At 62.5% G+C, this 17,504-nt stretch carries 11 protein-coding genes and 1 tRNA gene; 10 read left to right on the forward strand and 2 right to left on the reverse strand.

Translation table 11 applies throughout. The features are described 5' to 3' along the window. Positions 1 to 3 precede the first annotated feature (3 nt). The 4 genes from ATH90_RS01565 to pelG are packed head-to-tail and all read left to right on the forward strand — an operon-like array spanning position 4 to position 5,219. The gene (locus ATH90_RS01565) at positions 4 to 1,371 is read left to right on the forward strand and encodes a PelD GGDEF domain-containing protein (protein ID WP_238343870.1); all 1,368 of its coding nucleotides are present in this window, start codon (positions 4 to 6) and stop codon (positions 1,369 to 1,371) included. Beyond that, positions 1,349 to 2,344, forward strand: a complete 996-nt coding sequence (locus tag ATH90_RS01570; protein WP_034108699.1) for a HEAT repeat domain-containing protein — start codon at positions 1,349 to 1,351, stop codon at positions 2,342 to 2,344. The genes ATH90_RS01565 and ATH90_RS01570 overlap by 23 nt, the downstream gene beginning before the upstream one ends. Continuing rightward, positions 2,334 to 3,848: a GT4 family glycosyltransferase PelF gene (pelF, locus tag ATH90_RS01575; protein ID WP_098465585.1), complete on the forward strand. Its 1,515-nt coding sequence runs from the start codon at positions 2,334 to 2,336 to the stop codon at positions 3,846 to 3,848. Before ATH90_RS01570 ends, pelF begins: the two co-directional genes overlap by 11 nt. Continuing rightward, positions 3,849 to 5,219, forward strand: coding sequence for an exopolysaccharide Pel transporter PelG (gene pelG, locus ATH90_RS01580; protein WP_034108704.1), 1,371 nt, complete (start codon positions 3,849 to 3,851; stop codon positions 5,217 to 5,219). It begins immediately after the preceding gene. A 167-nt stretch (positions 5,220 to 5,386) separates the two neighbouring features. Here the strand turns inward: pelG and ATH90_RS01585 are convergent. Continuing rightward, positions 5,387 to 5,462 (reverse strand) — tRNA-Thr (locus ATH90_RS01585). A gap of 163 nt (positions 5,463 to 5,625) precedes the next feature. Here ATH90_RS01585 and ATH90_RS01590 point away from each other — a divergent pair. Beyond that, on the forward strand, positions 5,626 to 6,027 hold the full coding sequence (locus ATH90_RS01590) for a hypothetical protein (protein WP_069021211.1): 402 nt from the start codon (positions 5,626 to 5,628) through the stop codon (positions 6,025 to 6,027). 191 nt (positions 6,028 to 6,218) lie between these two features. Here ATH90_RS01590 and ATH90_RS28915 read toward each other — a convergent pair whose 3' ends face one another. Then, positions 6,219 to 6,416 (reverse strand): hypothetical protein, encoded by a 198-nt coding sequence (locus ATH90_RS28915; RefSeq protein WP_141537450.1) that lies wholly within the window; start codon positions 6,414 to 6,416, stop codon positions 6,219 to 6,221. Between the two features lie 490 nt (positions 6,417 to 6,906). On the opposite strand from ATH90_RS28915, the gene bcsQ reads away from it, so the two are divergent. Genes bcsQ through ATH90_RS01615 form a run of 5 tightly spaced genes read left to right on the forward strand, consistent with a single transcriptional unit; the run spans position 6,907 to position 17,504 of the window. Then, positions 6,907 to 7,983: a cellulose biosynthesis protein BcsQ gene (gene bcsQ / locus ATH90_RS01595; protein WP_240055831.1), complete on the forward strand. Its 1,077-nt coding sequence runs from the start codon at positions 6,907 to 6,909 to the stop codon at positions 7,981 to 7,983. Next, positions 7,980 to 10,199 carry a UDP-forming cellulose synthase catalytic subunit gene (gene bcsA / locus ATH90_RS01600; protein WP_098465586.1) on the forward strand — a complete coding sequence of 740 codons (2,220 nt, stop codon included), beginning with the start codon at positions 7,980 to 7,982 and terminating at the stop codon, positions 10,197 to 10,199. Before bcsQ ends, bcsA begins: the two co-directional genes overlap by 4 nt. Beyond that, positions 10,196 to 12,457 (forward strand): cellulose biosynthesis cyclic di-GMP-binding regulatory protein BcsB, encoded by a 2,262-nt coding sequence (gene bcsB, locus ATH90_RS01605; protein WP_098465587.1) that lies wholly within the window; start codon positions 10,196 to 10,198, stop codon positions 12,455 to 12,457. The genes bcsA and bcsB overlap by 4 nt, the downstream gene beginning before the upstream one ends. Further along, on the forward strand, positions 12,454 to 13,650 hold the full coding sequence (gene bcsZ, locus ATH90_RS01610) for a cellulose synthase complex periplasmic endoglucanase BcsZ (RefSeq protein ID WP_052211150.1): 1,197 nt from the start codon (positions 12,454 to 12,456) through the stop codon (positions 13,648 to 13,650). The genes bcsB and bcsZ overlap by 4 nt, the downstream gene beginning before the upstream one ends. Further along, positions 13,632 to 17,504: a cellulose biosynthesis protein BcsC gene (locus ATH90_RS01615; protein ID WP_098465588.1), complete on the forward strand. Its 3,873-nt coding sequence runs from the start codon at positions 13,632 to 13,634 to the stop codon at positions 17,502 to 17,504. Before bcsZ ends, ATH90_RS01615 begins: the two co-directional genes overlap by 19 nt.

Raw genomic sequence — 17,504 nt, forward strand, 5'->3', positions numbered from 1 at the left:
GCAATGAATTCTCCACACATGGATTACAGCCTGGCGCCTCGCGCCAGCGGGCCGGTGTCTTGGCTGGAAACGCTGCTGGTGACGGGCTTGGCGATTGGCCTTGGCTTCTGGCTGACTCCCGAAGACCCGCTGCAGATGCACGGCGGTTTCCCCTGGCCGATTCTGGCGCCGCTGCTGTTGGGTGTGCGTTACGGTTTTGTGCGCGGGCTGTTCAGTGCCGCGCTGCTGGTGGCGGCGCTGTTTGCGCTGCGTTACACCGGCCATGAAGGTTATACCCAGCTTGAGCCATCGTTCATCGTGGGTGTGCTGGTCTGCGGGATGCTGGTGGGTGAGGTGCGCGATCTGTGGGTGCGCCGCCTGGAGCGTCTGCAGATGGCTAACGAATACCGTCAGTACCGTCTCGACGAATTTACGCGTGCCCACCAGATCCTGCGGGTGTCCCACGACCTGCTCGAGCAACGCGCGGCCGGCAGTGACCAGAGCCTGCGCAGCTCGCTGCTGGGCCTGCGCGAGAAACTGCGTGGCATGCCAGTCGAAGGCGATGCGTTGAGCGAACTGGCAGAGCCGATTGTGGCGATGCTGGGACAGTACGGGGCACTGCGCGTAGCAGGGCTGTACCGCGTCGACGAGGCCGAGAAAAACGTTCTGCCGCAAGCCCTGGCGATGATCGGCGTGATGGGCCCCCTGGGCACCGACGACGGTTTGATCAAGCTGTGCCTGGAGCGCGGCGAACTGGTCAGCGTGCGTCAGGAACTGATCGACTCGGGTAACTCCGCGCAGTTCTCATCGCTGCAGGCGTGTATCCCGTTGATCGATGCAGAAGGTCGTTTGCTGGCGATCCTGGCGGTCCGGCAGATGCCGTTCTTCGCGTTCCAGGATCGTACGCTGAGCCTCTTGTCACTGCTGGCCGGCCACATCGCCGACCTGTTGCGTCGCGACCCGCACGTACTGCAATTGCCCGACGCCGATTCCCAGCAATTCACCCTGCAGCTCAAGCGCTCGCTGGTGGATGTCGAGCAGCACACCCTGCCGGCCGGTCTGTTCGCGTTCGAGATGACGCGCGCCAACGACGAACTCTTGCGTCTGATGGAGCGCAGCCAGCGTGGCCTGGACCTGCACCTTTCGGTGCGGAACAACCGCGAGCATCACCTGTTGCTGGTGCTTTTGCCGCTGACAAGCCCGGACGGTACCGAGGGCTACCTGGCGCGCATTGGCATGCTGTTGCACGAGCACTTTGGTGTCGACACCGATTTTGACAGCTTGGGTGTGCGGGTCATGCCTTTCAACCTGGAGCCTGGCTGTGACCGCAACGGGCTGCGTAACTTCCTCTACAACGAGTGTGGCCTGAATGATCAGCAAGTGGCTGTTTAGCGGGGCCTTGGTGCTAGAGGCGGGCAGTTGGGCCAGTTTGTGGCTGGATGCGCCGCAGTTGCCTCAACTGCTGGTCTTCATGTTCAGCCACGGCCTTGCCTGCCTGATGCTGTGCGGCGCCGTGTGGATGTTGCTGCCGGCGCGCTACCGCGCACCATTGCCTTGGAGCCCGCTGTTTATCTTCAGCCTGGCGTTCTTCGTGCCGGTCATCGGCGCCCTGGGCGTGGTTGCCTCGATCTTTCCTGCGCTTTACCTGCCACGCAAGCGTGACCGTCAGGCCTGGCAAGCCGTGGGTATCCCGGGTTTGCCCTTTCGTGCGCAAGCCCAGACACGCTCACCGATTTTTGCGGATGGTGGCTTGCAGGACGTACTGCGCCACGCGCCGGACCCGGACCAGCGCCTGGCCGCCTTGTTGGCGACCCGCCGCATGCCCGGCAAGGACGCTGTGCCAATCCTCAAGTTAGCCCTGGGCGACCCCAGCGATGACGTGCGCCTGCTGGCGTATTCGATGCTCGACAAGCAAGAAAGCGACATCAACCTGCACATCCAGATGGCCCTTGAGCAGTTGGCCGGCGTCAGCTCGCGGACCGCTGGCCCGGTACATGGCATGTTGGCGCGCTGGTACTGGGAGCTGGCCTACCTCGGCTTGGCCCAGGGCAGCGTGCTCGAGCACGTGCTGAGCCAGGCAAGCGAACACGCCGAGCAGGGCCTGGCGGCGGGCGAGGGTGGCGAACTGTTGCTGCTGGCCGGCCGTATTGCATTGGAGCGCGGCGAGAACGAACGCGCCGAAACGCTGTTGCACGAGGCTGAGAAGAACGGCCTGGGCGCGGCCCAACTGCTGCCGTTTCATGCTGAACTGGCGTTCGAGTCCGGTCGTTATCATGAAATCCCCGGGTTGCTCGCCAGCCTTCCCGAAGAAACCCGCCAGCGGCCACCTTTCGCTGAGCTGGTGAGGAGCTGGAATGAATCATAAGCAAACGTCACCGACTGCCGATATCTGCCTGTTGCTGGAAGGAACCTGGCCGTACGTGCGTGGCGGCGTGTCGAGCTGGATTCACCAGATGATCCTGGGCCTGCCGGAGCTGACCTTCTCGGTGATGTTCATTGGCGGCCAGCGTTCGGCCTACGCCTCGCGACGCTATGAGATACCGGCCAATGTGGTGCACATCGAAGAGGTGTACTTGGAGGATGCGACGCACCCTACCAACACCCGGGGTACGCCGCGTGAAGCCGATCCGCAGCAGCTCGCCGACCTGTACCGGTTTTTGCACCACCCTGACCAGCCGGAACGCGAGCTGGGCGAGCGCTTGCTCAGTTGCATTGCCGATGGGCACATGACCCTCGATGACGTACTGCGCAGCCGCGCCAGCTGGGAGACTCTCAGCGAAGGCTATCGCCAGCATTGCGCCGACCCGTCGTTCGTCAACTATTTCTGGACCCTGCGTTCGTTGCAGTCACCGCTGCTGATGCTCGCTGAAGCCTCGCGCAAGATGCCGCCAGCACGGGTGCTGCACTCGATTTCGACCGGTTACGCCGGACTGCTGGGTTGCATCCTCAAGCACCGCTGGAAGTGCACCTACCTGTTGAGTGAGCACGGCATCTATACCAAGGAGCGCAAGATCGATCTGGCCCAGGCCACGTGGATCGCCGAAAGCTCCGGGCAGGCGCTCAACCGCAGTCTCGACGGTGGTTCGGGCTATATCCGTACCCTGTGGGTGCGCTACTTCGAGCGGATCGGCCAGTTGGCCTACAACAGCGCCGACAACATCATCGCCTTGTATGACGGCAACCGTCAGCGCCAGATCAAGGACGGTGCCGATCCGCGCCGCACCCAGTTGATTGCCAATGGCATCGACCTGTCGCAGTGGGCCAGCGCCATGGAAACCCGCGAGCCGGGCATTGCACCGGTGGTGGGGTTGATCGGGCGCGTGGTGCCGATCAAGGACGTGAAAACCTTCCTGCGCGCCATGCGTGGCGTGATCAGCGCCATGCCGAACGCCGAAGGCTGGATTGTCGGCCCTGAAGAGGAAGATCCGGAATACGTCAGCGAGTGCCGCAGCTTGATGGCGAGCCTGGGGCTCGAGGGCAAAGTGCACTTCCTGGGCTTCCAGCGTATCCAGGACATTCTGCCCAAACTTGGCCTGATGGTGCTGACGTCGATCAGCGAAGCGCAACCCTTGGTGATCCTGGAAGCCTGGGCCGCCGGTACGCCGGTGATCAGCAGCGACGTCGGCTCGTGCCGCGAATTGATCGAAGGCGGCAGCGCCGAAGACCGTGACCTTGGCCTCGCGGGCAAGGTGGTGGCGATCGCCGACCCACAGGCGACCTCCGCCGCCATCCTCGAGCTGTTGCGCAGCCCCGAGCGTTGGAAGGCTGCACAAGCCAGCGGCTTGCTGCGGGTCAACCGTTACTACACCGAAGCCTTGATGCTGCAGCGCTACCGCGACCTGTACCAGGCAGCCATGGAGAACAGTTAAATGGCCGGCATTGGCTTCGAACTGCGCAAGATCCTCTCGCGCGACTCATACACCGCCACCCTGCATGCCTATGTGTATGCCGGTTTGATCAGCTCTGGACCATGGGTGCTGTCGATCATCAGCGTGATGCTGGTGGGGATCATCAGCCTGGGCCTGCTGCTGCCTAACTCGCTGGTGGGACAATTCCTGGTCACGGTGACATACCTGATGGCCAGCTCGTTGATCCTGACGGGCGGCCTGCAGTTGTTCTTCACTCGCTTTGTGTCCGACCAGCTGTTTGAGCACAACTACGACCAGATCCTGCCCAACCTGCTGGGCATCCTGTTGATGGTCACGGTCGGCGCCGGCGTGCTGGGTGTCATCGTACTGGCGCTGCTGTTCGATCAGCCGCTGATCTATCGCGTGCTGGTGCTGTCGAACTTCGTGGTGCTGTGCAACCTGTGGTTGGTGATCATCTTCCTCTCGGGGATGAAGAAATATAACCGCATCCTGCTGGTGATGGTGGTGGGCTATTCGCTGATGGTCGCGAGCGCCTACCTGCTGAGCTTCCTGAAGATGCCCGGGCTGTTGCTCGCGTTGTTGATCGGGCACGGCAGCCTGTTGTTCCTGTACCTGTACGACATCCTGCGCGAGTATCGCGCCGAGAAAATGATTGCCTTCGATTTCCTCAATCGTCGCAACGTCTTCCTCAGCCTGCTGGTCACCGGGTTTTTCTACAACTTCGGCATCTGGGTCGACAAGATCCTGTTCTGGTTCAACCCGGGCACCTCCAACGCCGTGATCGGCCCGCTGCGTGCGTCGATCCTGTACGACATGCCGATCTTCATTGCCTACCTGGCGATCATCCCTGGCATGGCCGTGTTCCTGGTGCGCATCGAGACCGATTTTGCCGAGTGGTACGACCGCTTGTTCCGTGCCATCCGCGACGGTGAGACCTTGCAGCACATCGGTTCGCTGAAAACCGAAATGACCCTGTCCATTCGCCAGGGCCTGCTGGAAATCTGCAAAGTCCAGGGCCTTACGGTGGTGCTGCTGTTCCTCTTTGCGCCACGCCTGCTGGAGTGGATCGGCATCTCCAGCTACTACCTGCCGCTGTTCTACATCGACTTGATCGGCGTGAGCATCCAGGTGGTGTTCATGGCGTTGCTCAACGTGTTCTTCTACCTCGACAAACGCCGCGTGGTCCTGGAACTGTGCGTGCTGTTCGCCGTCCTCAACGCGGGCCTGACACTGCTCAGCATGCACCTGGGCCCGAGCTTCTTCGGCTACGGGTTCACGCTGTCGTTGCTGGTGTGTGTATTGCTGGGGCTGGCGCGCTTGTCGTCGACACTGGAAAACCTGGAGTACGAGACGTTTATGTTGGCGCGTTGATCGGGTTTCGACGGGCGTAAAAAAAGGCACTCGCCGTTAGCGGCAGTGCCTTTTTTTGTGGGCGCGGGGACGGCCGTGGGCATTTTTCCCGCAGGCCGCACGTTGAGTGCAGGCTGTTTTGCAAACCCCAGAAACCACAAAGCCCCGCATTGCGGGGCTTCGAGATATGGTGCCGGCACCAGGAGTCGAACCCGGGACCTACTGATTACAAGTCAGTTGCTCTACCAACTGAGCTATACCGGCGTGTTAGGGCGACGATTATAGCGATTGGCAAGGTTCTGTAAACCCCTGAATTCTGACTATTTTTGCGAAAGTCGCTTCTGTCCCTTTTTCTCCTCGGAGAAGGTAGGATTCATCCGTTGCTGCCAGGTGCAGTCGCACCCATCCAAACCAAAGGAAGCCCCACGTGAAACGGACGCTCGCTCTCATTCTTCTCACTGCCACGCTCGGCGCGTGCTCCAGCCACAAGCCCGCCAACGACCCGGCTTTGGTGGGTACCTGGAAAGGCTTGCGCACGCAAACCGGCACCTGCCAATTCCTGTCGTGGACCAATCAGCTCAAGCCTGATGGTCGCTTCACTATTACCTTCTTCCGCGATGCACAGCAGACGCAGGTCATCCAGACCGAGCAGGGCTCGTGGCTGGCGGCTGATGGGAAGAGTGAGTTGCGCACCGACGGGGTGCGTACGCCGGATGTGTACACCTATAAGTTGGTGGACCCGGATACGGTGAATTATGTGAGTGTGGCGGCGAGTCCGGAGGCGGATTGCCAGGACGACTATGCGTTTACGGAGCGGCGCGTTCGTTAATCGCGCTGAAATGCTCTAAAGGCGGGCATCCGCAGGTTCAGTTGCATCTACGTAGCCCGTTTGGCGTGCCACACGCGCCAGCGGGAGCCAGCTCCCTCGCCTAGAAAGCTGGGGGCTGCATGCACTCCGGCTGTTTTTTCTGTCCTTTCCAATCCAGACACGTCATCCGCGCACTCACCCCGCGATTCTCCTCAGGGGTGGGTAACCCCTGCTGCACCGTCCGCCTGGGCTCCATATAGACGTGCGCCATCCACCGCAAAAGCCAGCAGGCTGACGACGATCAAGGTCTCGCAGTGCAGGGTGGGTATTCTCCAGCCCGGCAGAAGGGTCTTGTCGAGCGTTCTGAAGGTATCGGCCTGTGTTGGACGGCGCGGGTTTTGCTTTGTCATGGGTCGTCCCAGGGCTGGAGACACGGTGACCTACCGGCCTTGGCGTCGGCGGCAATGTTGGTACTACCGTTGGGCTGGTTTCCCCTTGAATCGGGTCTGGGTTTGCGTATTCTGTCGCGCGATATAAAGCGTCAGTTTAATCGCGGAATCGTGTAGTAAAATTTTCGAGCTGTTTTAGGCGCCGGCCAGGTCGTCGATAAATGTGTCAGTTTTGTGCCGTCTATGTCCGATCGTTCAGTAATCTTGGCGCGAGAACAGCGCAAGTCGATGTTCTTACAGTAAATGTGTTTTCTGCCAGAAAATCGTCATAAAAATGGCGAATATCCGTTCGTCGGATAAGAATGAGCTGTAACAATCAAAATACTGACACTGTCATTGTGATATCACAGAATGCGCCCGACTTCACATAACTAGAAAAATTCAAGGTCAGCACATTGCTGGCCTTTTTATCGCCTTTAGAGCGCAAATCAGGGTGGGGGAGGGGCAATACGTGAGTCGAGCAGATGACATTTCAAAACTATTCAACAAGCTGGGCGTTAGCCCCAGCGGCTACCGGGAGATCAACGTCGTCCACGCGTATATTGAGGACGAAGTCGAGGTTCTGGAAACCGCTGCCGTTGTTGTCGACTCGCCTCTGGCTGCTCCAGCGCCCCAGCCGCGTGTGGTGGCCGCTGTCGTAGACGAAGCCCCGTCGGCGCCGCTGTTGCGCCTGCTGGAAGAGCTGAACCACGGTGAAGCCGACCACGTGCATCCCCCCGAAGTGGTGGAAGGGCCTGAAGGCGAGGTGTATTCGGAGCCGACCGCGCCGAAAATCGTGGTGGTGGTCTCGGTCAAGGGCGGCGTCGGCCGCAGTACCCTTGCCGCTGCGCTTGCCAGTGGTTTACAGCGTCAGGGCCGCCCGGCGCTCGCCCTGGACCTGGACCCGCAAAATGCCCTGCGGCATCACCTGTGCCTTGGCCTTGATATTCCCGGTGTCGGTGCCACCAGCCTGCTGAATGAAGGCTGGGGCAACCTGCCCGAGCGCGGCTTTGCCGGTTGCCGGTTGGTAGCGTTTGGCAGCACTGACCATGAGCAGCAAAAGAGTTTGAACCGCTGGCTGGGCCAGGATGCCGAGTGGCTGGGCAAGCGCTTGGCCGGGCTCAAACTGAACGGCCAGGACACGGTGATCATCGACGTCCCGGCCGGCAACACCCCGTATTTGAGCCAGGCGATGTCGGTTGCCGACGCTGTGTTGGTCGTGGTGCAGCCGGACGTGGCTTCGTTCGGCGCCCTGGCGCAGATGGACGCGATGCTCGCGCCGTACCTGGCGCGCGAGAAACCGCCCCAACGCTTCTACGTGATCAACCAGCTGGATGCTGCCCACCGTTTCAGCCTGGACATGGCTGAAGTGTTCAAGACCCGCCTGGGCACTGCCTTGCTCGGCACGGTGCATCGCGACCCTTCGTTCAGCGAAGCCCAGGCCTATGGGCGTGACCCCCTCGACCCTACCGTCAACAGTATCGGCTGCCAGGACGTCCATGCCCTGTGCCGCGCGTTGCTCGAACGCCTCGACTCGGACCTTCCATGACCGACAATACGTCCTCCACGCCCTTCGTCGAGGGGCGCGCTGAACAGCGCCTGAACGGTGCCATCGCGCGTTTCAATCGCTGGCCTGCGATAGTGCGCGGCCTGCTGGTGGTGGGCAGTTGCGTGCTCGGTGGCTTGCTGCTGCTGGCCATTATCTGCGCGCCACTGGACCTCGTGACTCAGTGCCTGTTTGCCGCGGTGTGTTTCGTGGCAGTGCTGGTGTTGCGCAAGATTCCCGGGCGCCTGGCGATCCTTGCGCTGGTGGTGTTGTCGCTGGTCGCGTCGTTGCGCTACATGTTCTGGCGACTCACTTCCACCCTCGGTTTTGAAACCTGGGTCGACATGTTCTTTGGCTACGGCCTGGTCGCGGCCGAGTTCTATGCCCTGGTCGTACTGATCTTCGGCTACGTGCAAACCGCCTGGCCGCTGCGCCGCACCCCGGTGTGGCTCAAGACCGAGCCGGAAGAGTGGCCGACGGTCGACGTGTTTATCCCCACCTATAACGAAGCGCTGAGCATCGTGAAGCTGACCATCTTCGCCGCCCAGGCGATGGACTGGCCCAAGGACAAGCTGCGCGTCCATGTGCTGGACGACGGTCGTCGCGATGACTTCCGCGATTTCTGCCGCAAGATCGGCGTGAACTACATTCGCCGTGACAACAACGTCCACGCCAAGGCCGGTAACCTCAACGCAGCATTGAAGGTCACCGACGGCGAATACGTCGCCCTGTTCGATGCCGACCACGTGCCGACGCGCTCCTTCTTGCAAGTAAGCCTGGGCTGGTTCCTGAAGGACCCGAAGCTGGCGATGCTGCAAACGCCGCACTTCTTCTTCTCGCCGGACCCGTTCGAAAAGAACCTCGACACTTTCCGCGCCGTGCCCAATGAGGGCGAGCTGTTCTACGGCCTGGTGCAGGACGGCAACGACTTGTGGAACGCTACCTTCTTCTGTGGTTCCTGTGCGGTGATCCGCCGTGAGCCGTTGCTGGCAATCGGCGGCGTAGCGGTCGAGACCGTGACTGAAGACGCCCACACCGCGCTCAAGCTCAACCGCCTTGGCTACAACACCGCGTACCTTGCCATCCCGCAAGCCGCGGGCCTGGCCACTGAAAGCCTGTCGCGCCATATCAACCAGCGCATTCGCTGGGCGCGGGGCATGGCGCAGATTTTCCGTACCGACAACCCGCTGCTGGGCAAGGGCCTGAAGTGGGGCCAGCGCATCTGCTACGCCAACGCCATGCTGCACTTCTTCTATGGCCTGCCGCGGCTGGTGTTCCTCACCGCGCCGTTGGCCTACCTGGTGTTCGGCGCCGAAATTTTCCATGCGTCGGCGTTGATGATCGTGGCCTACGTGCTGCCACACTTGGTGCACTCCAGCCTGACCAACTCGCGGATCCAGGGGCGTTTCCGTCACTCGTTCTGGAACGAGGTGTACGAGACCGTACTCGCCTGGTACATCCTGCCGCCGGTGCTGGTGGCGCTGGTCAATCCCAAGGCCGGCGGCTTCAACGTGACCGACAAGGGCGGCATCATCGACAAGCAGTTCTTCGACTGGAAACTGGCGCGCCCCTACCTGGTGCTGTTGCTGGTGAACCTGGTCGGTATCGGTTTCGGTGTGCACCAGTTGATCTGGGGTGATGAGTCCACCGCCGTGACCGTGGCGATCAACCTGACCTGGACCCTCTACAACCTGATCATCACCAGCGCCGCCGTGGCCGTGGCGTCCGAGACACGCCAAGTGCGTTCCGAGCCGCGAGTGAGTGCGAAACTGCCGGTCAGCGTGATCTGCGCCGACGGCCGGGTACTTGGCGGCGTGACCCAGGATTTCTCCCAGAACGGCTTTGGCCTGATCCTGAACGATGGCCATTCCATCGGCCAGGGCGAACGGGTGCAATTGGTGCTGTCGCGAAATGGCCAGGACAGCCTGTTCCAGGCGCGGGTTGCGTTCAGCAAAGGCTCGCAGATCGGGGCGCAATTTGAATCGCTGTCGCTGCGCGAGCAAAGCGAGCTGGTACGCCTGACGTTTTCCCGTGCCGACACCTGGGCTGCCAGTTGGGGCGCCGGCCAGCCCGACACGCCGCTGGCGGCCCTGCGTGAAGTGGGTGGCATTGGCATCGGCGGCCTGTTCACCCTGTGTCGCGCCACACTGCATGAATTGCGAATGGCCTTGCGCCGCACGCCCTCACAACCGCTCGACACGTTGATGGACAAGCCATGACTTCCACATTCCTTTTCGCGCGCACACACGTGCGTGCGGCACTCGCGTTGGTGACGGCCTCGCTGCTGGGCTTGAGCCCGCTGCTGCAGGCCGCCGAAAAACCGCCCGCCGCACCGGTCGCCAGTGACGGCTACAGCTTGACCCTCAAGCAATTGGGCCGTCGCGACACCATGAACTTGCAAGGTGTGGAGTCGTCCGACAGCGTTAACTTCGACATCCGCGCCGACCAGGTCGTGACCGGCGCGCAAGTGCTGCTCAACTACAGCTACTCACCGGCGCTGCTCGCGGACCTGTCGCAGATCAATGTGCTGGTCAACGATGAAGTGGCGGCCAGCATCCCGCTGACCAAAGAGGGCGCGGGCACTGCGCAACAGACACTGGTGCAGATCCCGCCGCACCTGATCACCGAGTTCAACCGCTTGCGGGTGCAGTTCATCGGTCACTACAGCATGTCCTGCGAAGACCCGCTGCACAGCAGCCTGTGGGCCAAGATCAGCAACAGCAGCGAGCTGAAACTGCAGGTCTCGCAGATCCCGTTGAAGGATGACCTGTCGATATTGCCGCTGCCGTTCTTCGACAAGCGCGATGCACGCCAGGTCAGCCTGCCGTTCGTGTTTGCCACTGCGCCGGACAACGCCACGCTGGAAGCGGCGGCCACCTTGTCGTCGTGGTTCGGCGCGCTGGCCAGCTACCGTGGCGCGACATTCCCGACCACCTACGGCACGCTGCCGGCCAAGGGCAACGCGATTGTCCTGGTGCTGAGCCCGAGCGCGGTCGACGTCAACGGCGTCAAGGTGGCACAGGCCACCGGGCCGACCCTGAACCTCATCGCCAACCCCAACGACCCGCAGGGCAAACTGCTGGTCGTGTCGGGCCGCGATGGCGCCGAGCTCAAGCGTGCCGCCACCGCTGTGGTGCTGGGCAACTCGGTACTGGCTGGCAGCAGCGTGGTGATCGACAAGCTCGAAAGCCTGGCGCCGCGTCGCCCCTACGACGCGCCGAACTGGGTGCCGAGTGATCGCCCGGTGCGCCTCGGCGAGCTGGTCGAGCTGAACAAACTCAGCGTCGCCGGTTACAACCCAGGGCCCATCAACGTTGACTTCCGCCTGCCGCCCGACCTGTTCAACTGGCGTGAAGAAGGCGTGCCGCTGCACCTCAAATACCGCTACACGCCGCAGCAGGTGTCGACAAACTCGTCGTTGCTGGTGGGTATGGATGACCAGTTCATGAAGTCCATGCCGCTGCCCTCGATCACCAGCCTGGCAGACGGCAAGACCTTGCTGAGCATGCTGCAGAAAGACAACACGCTGCCGCGCGAGGCGACCGTGCTGCTGCCGATCAGCTCGGCGTCACCGATGTCCAAGCTGCAACTGCGCTTCATGTACGACTACATCAAGGAAGGAGAATGCCGCGACATCATCGTCGATAACATGCGCGGCACCATCGACCCGGATTCGAGCCTGGACATCAGCGGCTACCAGCACTTCATCGCCATGCCCAACCTGGGTGTGTTCAACGATGCCGGCTTCCCGTTCACACGCCTGGCGGACCTTTCCGAGTCGGCCGTGGTTTTGCCGGACACCTTCGGCACCGAGGAGCTGAGCGCCTACCTCACCATCCTCGGTCGCTTCGGGGAGTCCACCGGCTACCCGGCCACCGCGGTCAAGGTGGTGCAGGCCAAGGACGTGCAAAGCGTTGCCGACAAGGACCTGCTGGTGATCGCCACCGGTGCTGACCAGCCGCTGTTCAAACAGTGGCAGCAGTACCTGCCGGCCAACGCCGACGGGCCTCGGCAGCACTTCAAACTGTCTGACCTGCCGCGTTATGTGAGCAACTGGGTCAGCCCCGACGCCGACGCCAACAAGCACGCCGCTAACGCTGCGATCAGCTTCAATAGCTTGAGCACCAGCACCTGGTTTGCCGGCTTCGAGTCGCCGCTCAAGGCGGGGCGCAGTGTGGTGCTTATCTCCAGCACCAAGCCCGAGGGCCTGCAGGCCGCGACGGCTGTATTGATCGGCGGTGATCAGTTCAAGGACACCATCCAGGGCAGCCTCGCGGTGGTGCAAGGCACACAGGTCAGTTCGCTGGTGGCGGACCAGCAGTATTACGTCGGCAAGCTGGGGCTGTTCAAACAGGTGCAATGGCAACTGTCGCAGAACCTGGGCTGGATGCTGCTGTTCACCTTCCTGGGCCTGGCAATTGTCACCTGCCTGATCTACCTGTCCCTGCGGGCACGTGCAAAACGGCGGTTGGCATGATGCGCAGAGCCGGTTGGGTTGCGTTGGGCGCCGCGCTCTTCGCCGGCGCAGCCCAGGCGCAGACGTGCGACGCGCAGTGGCCGCTGTGGCAGAACTACGCGACGCGCTTTGTGCAGGATGACGGGCGGGTGCTGAACTCGTCCCTGAACCCCAGCGAGAGCAATTCCGAAGGCCAGTCCTACGCGATGTTCTTTGCCTTGGTGGGCAACGACCGCGCGCGCTTCGACAAGCTCTGGACCTGGACCAAGGCCAACATGGCCGGCAACGACATCAGCCGTAACCTGCCCGGTTGGCTGTGGGGCAAGACCAAGGGTGGCGAGTGGGGCGTGATCGACGCCAACTCTGCCAGCGACGCTGACCTGTGGGTGGCTTACGCGCTGCTGGAAGCGGCGCGTGTGTGGAATGTGCCGCAGTACCGCGCTGACGCGCAGTTGATGTTGGCCAATGTCGAAAAGACCTTGATCGTACGCGTGCCGGGACTGGGCAAGATGCTGTTGCCGGGGCCGGTGGGCTATAGCTACCCCGACGGCTTGTGGCGTTTCAACCCCAGCTACCAGGTACTGGCGCAACTGCGGCGCTTCCACAAGGAACGTCCCAACGGCGGCTGGAATGACGTGGCCGAGAGCAACGCCAAGATGCTCGCCGACACCAAGAGCAACCCCCACGGTATCGCTGCCAATTGGGTGGGCTACCGCGCGACCAGCGCGAATGCCGGGATGTTTGTGGTCGACCCGTATTCCGACGACCTCGGCAGCTACGATGCCATCCGCACGTACCTGTGGGCCGGCATGACCGCCAAGGCTGATCCGCTGGCGGCGCCGATGCTCAAGGCGTTGGGCGGTTTTTCGCGTGCGACGGCGGCGTCTCCCAGTGGCTTGCCGCCGGAGAAGATCCACGTGCTTACCGGCGCTGCCGAAAACAACAACGGCTTTTCGCCGCTGGGCTTCTCGGCCTCTGCCCTGGTGTTCTTCCAGGCGCGTGGCGAAACGGCCCTGATGCAACTGCAAAAGAACACGCTGGATGAAATGCTGGGCAAGGCCATGGCCCCGTCGGCGCCCGACAACGCGCAGCCGGTGTATTACGACTACATGCTCAGCCTGTTCAGCCAAGGCTTTACCGATCAAAAGTACCGCTTCGAACAGGACGGTACGGTGAAATTATTCTGGGAGGGCGCATGCGCCGTCACACGCTAGCCCTCGCGATCATGGCTACCCTGGCGTCCAGCGCCAGCCTGGCCGCAACCACCGACCCCCAAGCCTTGCTGGTCGAGCAGGGTTACTACTGGCAGTCGAAGAAAAACCCGGAGCGGGCCACTGAGTCCTGGAAGAAGCTGCTGGGCCTGAGCCCGGAACAACCGGACGCGTTATACGGCCTGGGGCTTATCCAGGTGCAACAGCAACACCCGGACGAGGCGCAACAGTACCTGGCTCGCCTGCGCGCGATTTCGCCGCTGCCACGCCAGGCGTTGCAGCTTGAGCAGGACATCCTGGTCAACGTACCCGCCAATGCCAAATTGCTGGAGCAGGCCCGTGAGCTGGGCGAGCCGGTCGAAGAACGCGAACAGGCTGTCGCCCTGTACCGCCAGATTTTCCAGGACCGCCCGCCTCAAGGCTTGATCGCCCGTGAGTATTACAACGCCCTGGCCTTCACCCCCAAGGGGACTGCCGAAGGCATCGCCGGCTTGCAGCGTGTGACGCGTGAGCGGCCGGATGACGCGATTGCCGCGCTGTTCCTGGCCCGGCACCTGGCGCGCAACCCTGGCACCCGTGTCGAAGGTATTCGCGCCATGGCGCGCCTGGCGCCCAACAACGAAGTGGGCGGCGCCGCTGACGAAGGCTGGCGCTTTGCGCTGGTCTGGCTCGGTGCACCCAACCGTGACCAGGTGCCGTTGTTCCAGGAATTTCTTGCCAAGCACCCGGACGACACTGAGATCCGCGCGCTGATGAACAAGGGCATTGCCCAGGGCAAGGGTGACGGTGGCTGGCAACGTGATCCGAAGCTGGTCAAGGCATTCAAGGCCCTCGATGAGGGCGACTTGAAAACCGCCGAGCCACTGCTGGCGGCGCGCCTGGCGGAAAAGTCCAACGATGTGGATGCGCTCGGCGGCATGGGCGTGCTGCGCCAACAGCAGCAGCGCTTCAGCGAGGCAGAAAACTACCTGGGCCAGGCCACCCGCTTGCCTGGCGGCGCGGCCTGGCAAAAAGCCCTGAATGACGTGCGTTACTGGAGCCTGCTGAGCCAGGCCCGTGACGCGCAGACTGCCGGTCGCAGCAGCCAGGCCCGCGACCTGGCCGCGCAGGCCGAGCGCCTGAACCCGAGCCGGGCGGATGCCACCGTGGCCCTCGCTGGTTTCCAGGCCCAGGACAATCAATTCGACGCCTCCGAAGCCAGCTACCGCAAGGTGCTGGCGCGCAACCCTGGCGACGCGGACGCGTTGAATGGCTTGATCGGTGTGCTGTCGCAATCGGGCCGTCCGGAAGAAGCCCTGAAGCTGATCGACTCGGTGTCTGCGGCGGATCGCACCAAGCTGTCTTCCAACGTGAAAATCAAGGCCCTGCGTGCCACCCAGATGGGCAAGGTCGCCGATCAGCGTGGCGACTTGAAGGCCGCGCAAGCCGCGTATCAGCAGGCGCTAGACGCCGACCCGGAAAACCCCTGGACGCGTTTCGCGCTGGCGCGTGTCTACCTGCGCGACGGGCAGATTCGCAACGCCCGCGCCCTGCTTGATGGCCTGCTCAAAAGCCAGCCCAACCAACCGGACGCGCTGTACACCAGTACCTTGCTGTCGGTGGAACTGGACGAGTGGAAAGCCGCCGATGCGACACTGTCGCGCATTCCAGCCGGCCAGCGCACCGCCGACATGAACGAGTTGGCGAGTGACATCGCCCTGCACAAGCAGACCGAAATCGCGATTGAAAGCGCTCGCCGTGGCCAGCGCCCGGAAGCCCTGGCATTGCTGGGGCGCAGCGCGACGCTGGCGGGTAAAAAGCCCGAGCGCCTGGCGGTGTTGGCGTCTGCCTATGTGGACGTCGGCGCGCCGGAAGAAGGCTTGCAGATCATGCAAGGTGTGCTGGACAGCACGCCTGATCCGACTGCCGACCAGAGGCTGCTCTACGCGGGCGTACTGCTCAAGGCCAATCACTACACCGAGGCCGGCGACATCCTGCGTGGCATGCAGGGCCAGCCGCTGAGTGATGCCGGGCGTCAACGCTACGAAGACCTGATCTTCCAATATCGGGTCAAGCAAGCCGATGCGTTGCGCGAGAAGAACGACCTGGTGGCAGCCTACGACATGCTCTCGCCGGCACTGGTGCAGCGGCCCCATGACACATCGGCCATTGCCGTGCTGGCTCGCATGTACGCCGACGGCGGCGACGGCAAGAAAGCCATGGCGCTTTACGAGCCGCTCGTGCAGCAAAACCCCAACAACGCTCGCCTGCAACTGGGCCTGGCGGGTATTGCCTTGAAGGGCGGTAACCGTAGCCTGGCCGAGTCGGCCACCGACAAGGCGCTGCGGCTGGACCCGACCAGCGCCGAGACGCTGACAGCGGCGGGGCAGATCTATCAGGGCCTGGGCCGCAACGCCGAAGCAGCGGAGTTGTTGCGTCGCGCCCTGGCCATTGAAAACACCCAGCGCGCCCAGGCCCGCTCGGCCTTGGCGGATGCGCAAGGCGTGGCGTACAACCCGTTCGTTGGCCTGCCGGGCCAGCGTCGTCAGATCACCGACCTGGCCGTTGACCGTGGCGCGGTTCCTCCACCGATCGATGCGCCGGCCAACGTCATGCCCGCCGCGGTATCGGCGCCCGGAAATACCGTGGGCGCTGCCGGCTTTGCCCCTTCCAACAGGCTGAGCGACCCGTTCGTGCCGCCTACGCGCATCGCCGCGCTGGACAACCCGACCCTGAGCCCGGCGCGCCGTGCCCTCGATGGTCTGCTGCGTGATCGCAGCGCCTACTTGGTGCAAGGTTTGAGCGTGCGCAGCAACAACGGTGAAAGTGGCTTGAGCAAAATCACCGACGTGCAGACGCCTTTCGAAGCGCGCATGCCGGTGGGTGACTACAACGTGGCGTTGCGTGCGACACCGGTGAGCTTGAGCTCTGGTACGGTCAAGGCCATCTCTGCGGCGCGTTTTGGCACCGGTGGCAACACTGGCGATGGGGCCAAGCGTGAAAACGGCGTCGGCCTGGCGGTCGCGGTGGAAGACCCGGCGCAAGGCGTCAAGGCTGACATCGGTGTGAGCCCGCTGGGCTTCACCTACAACACCGTGGTGGGTGGCGTGAGTGTGAATCGACCGTTCACCGAAGGCGGCAACCTGCGCTATGGCGTGAACGTTTCGCGGCGTCCGGTTACCGACAGCGTCACCTCGTTTGCCGGGTCTGAGGACAAGGCCACCGGCCGCAAGTGGGGCGGCGTCACCGCCAATGGCGGGCGGGCCGAACTGAGTTACGACAACCAGGAAATGGGTGCGTATGGCTACGCGTCGTTGCACCAGCTTCTCGGCAATCACGTCGAAGACAACACGCGCATGGAGTTGGGCAGCGGCGTCTACTGGTACCTGCGCAATACGCCAACCGACACCCTCACACTGGGCATCAGCGGCATGGCCATGGGGTTCAAGGACAACCAGGGTAACTACACCTATGGCAATGGCGGCTACTTCAGCCCGCAACGTTTCTTCTCCCTCGCTGTGCCGATTCGCTGGGCGCAGAGTTTCGACCGCTTCAGCTACGAGTTGAAAAGCTCGGTGGGTGTGCAACATATCGCACAAGATGGCGCCGATTACTTCCCGACGGACAGTGTTCTGCAAGATCGACGGGATGACCCGAAGTACGACAGCAGCAGCAAGACCGGCATCGGCTACAGCCTCAACGCGGCCGCCGAATACCGTCTGACTTCACGCTTTTACCTGGGTGGCGAAGTCGGTGTCGACAACGCCCAGGATTATCGCCAGTACGTCGGCAACGCCTACCTGCGCTACCTGTTTGAGGACCTGAGCGGGCCTATGCCCTTGCCGGTCAGCCCTTACCGTTCCCCTTATTCGAATTGA

Source organism: Pseudomonas lurida, assembly GCF_002563895.1.
GTDB classification, from domain to species: Bacteria; Pseudomonadota; Gammaproteobacteria; order Pseudomonadales; family Pseudomonadaceae; genus Aquipseudomonas; species Aquipseudomonas lurida.

Bases quoted from the DNA above. Each gene is read 5' to 3' on its own strand.
- pelG (WP_034108704.1), top strand. From the start codon at position 3,849: ATGGCCGGCATTGGCTTCGAACTGCGCAAGATCCTCTCGCGCGACTCA.
- ATH90_RS28915 (WP_141537450.1), bottom strand. From the start codon at position 6,416: ATGACAAAGCAAAACCCGCGCCGTCCAACACAGGCCGATACCTTCAGA.
- pelF (WP_098465585.1), top strand. From the start codon at position 2,334: ATGAATCATAAGCAAACGTCACCGACTGCCGATATCTGCCTGTTGCTG.
- ATH90_RS01565 (WP_238343870.1), top strand. From the start codon at position 4: ATGAATTCTCCACACATGGATTACAGCCTGGCGCCTCGCGCCAGCGGG.
- bcsZ (WP_052211150.1), top strand. From the start codon at position 12,454: ATGATGCGCAGAGCCGGTTGGGTTGCGTTGGGCGCCGCGCTCTTCGCC.
- ATH90_RS01570 (WP_034108699.1), top strand. From the start codon at position 1,349: ATGATCAGCAAGTGGCTGTTTAGCGGGGCCTTGGTGCTAGAGGCGGGC.
- bcsA (WP_098465586.1), top strand. From the start codon at position 7,980: ATGACCGACAATACGTCCTCCACGCCCTTCGTCGAGGGGCGCGCTGAA.
- ATH90_RS01615 (WP_098465588.1), top strand. From the start codon at position 13,632: ATGCGCCGTCACACGCTAGCCCTCGCGATCATGGCTACCCTGGCGTCC.
- bcsB (WP_098465587.1), top strand. From the start codon at position 10,196: ATGACTTCCACATTCCTTTTCGCGCGCACACACGTGCGTGCGGCACTC.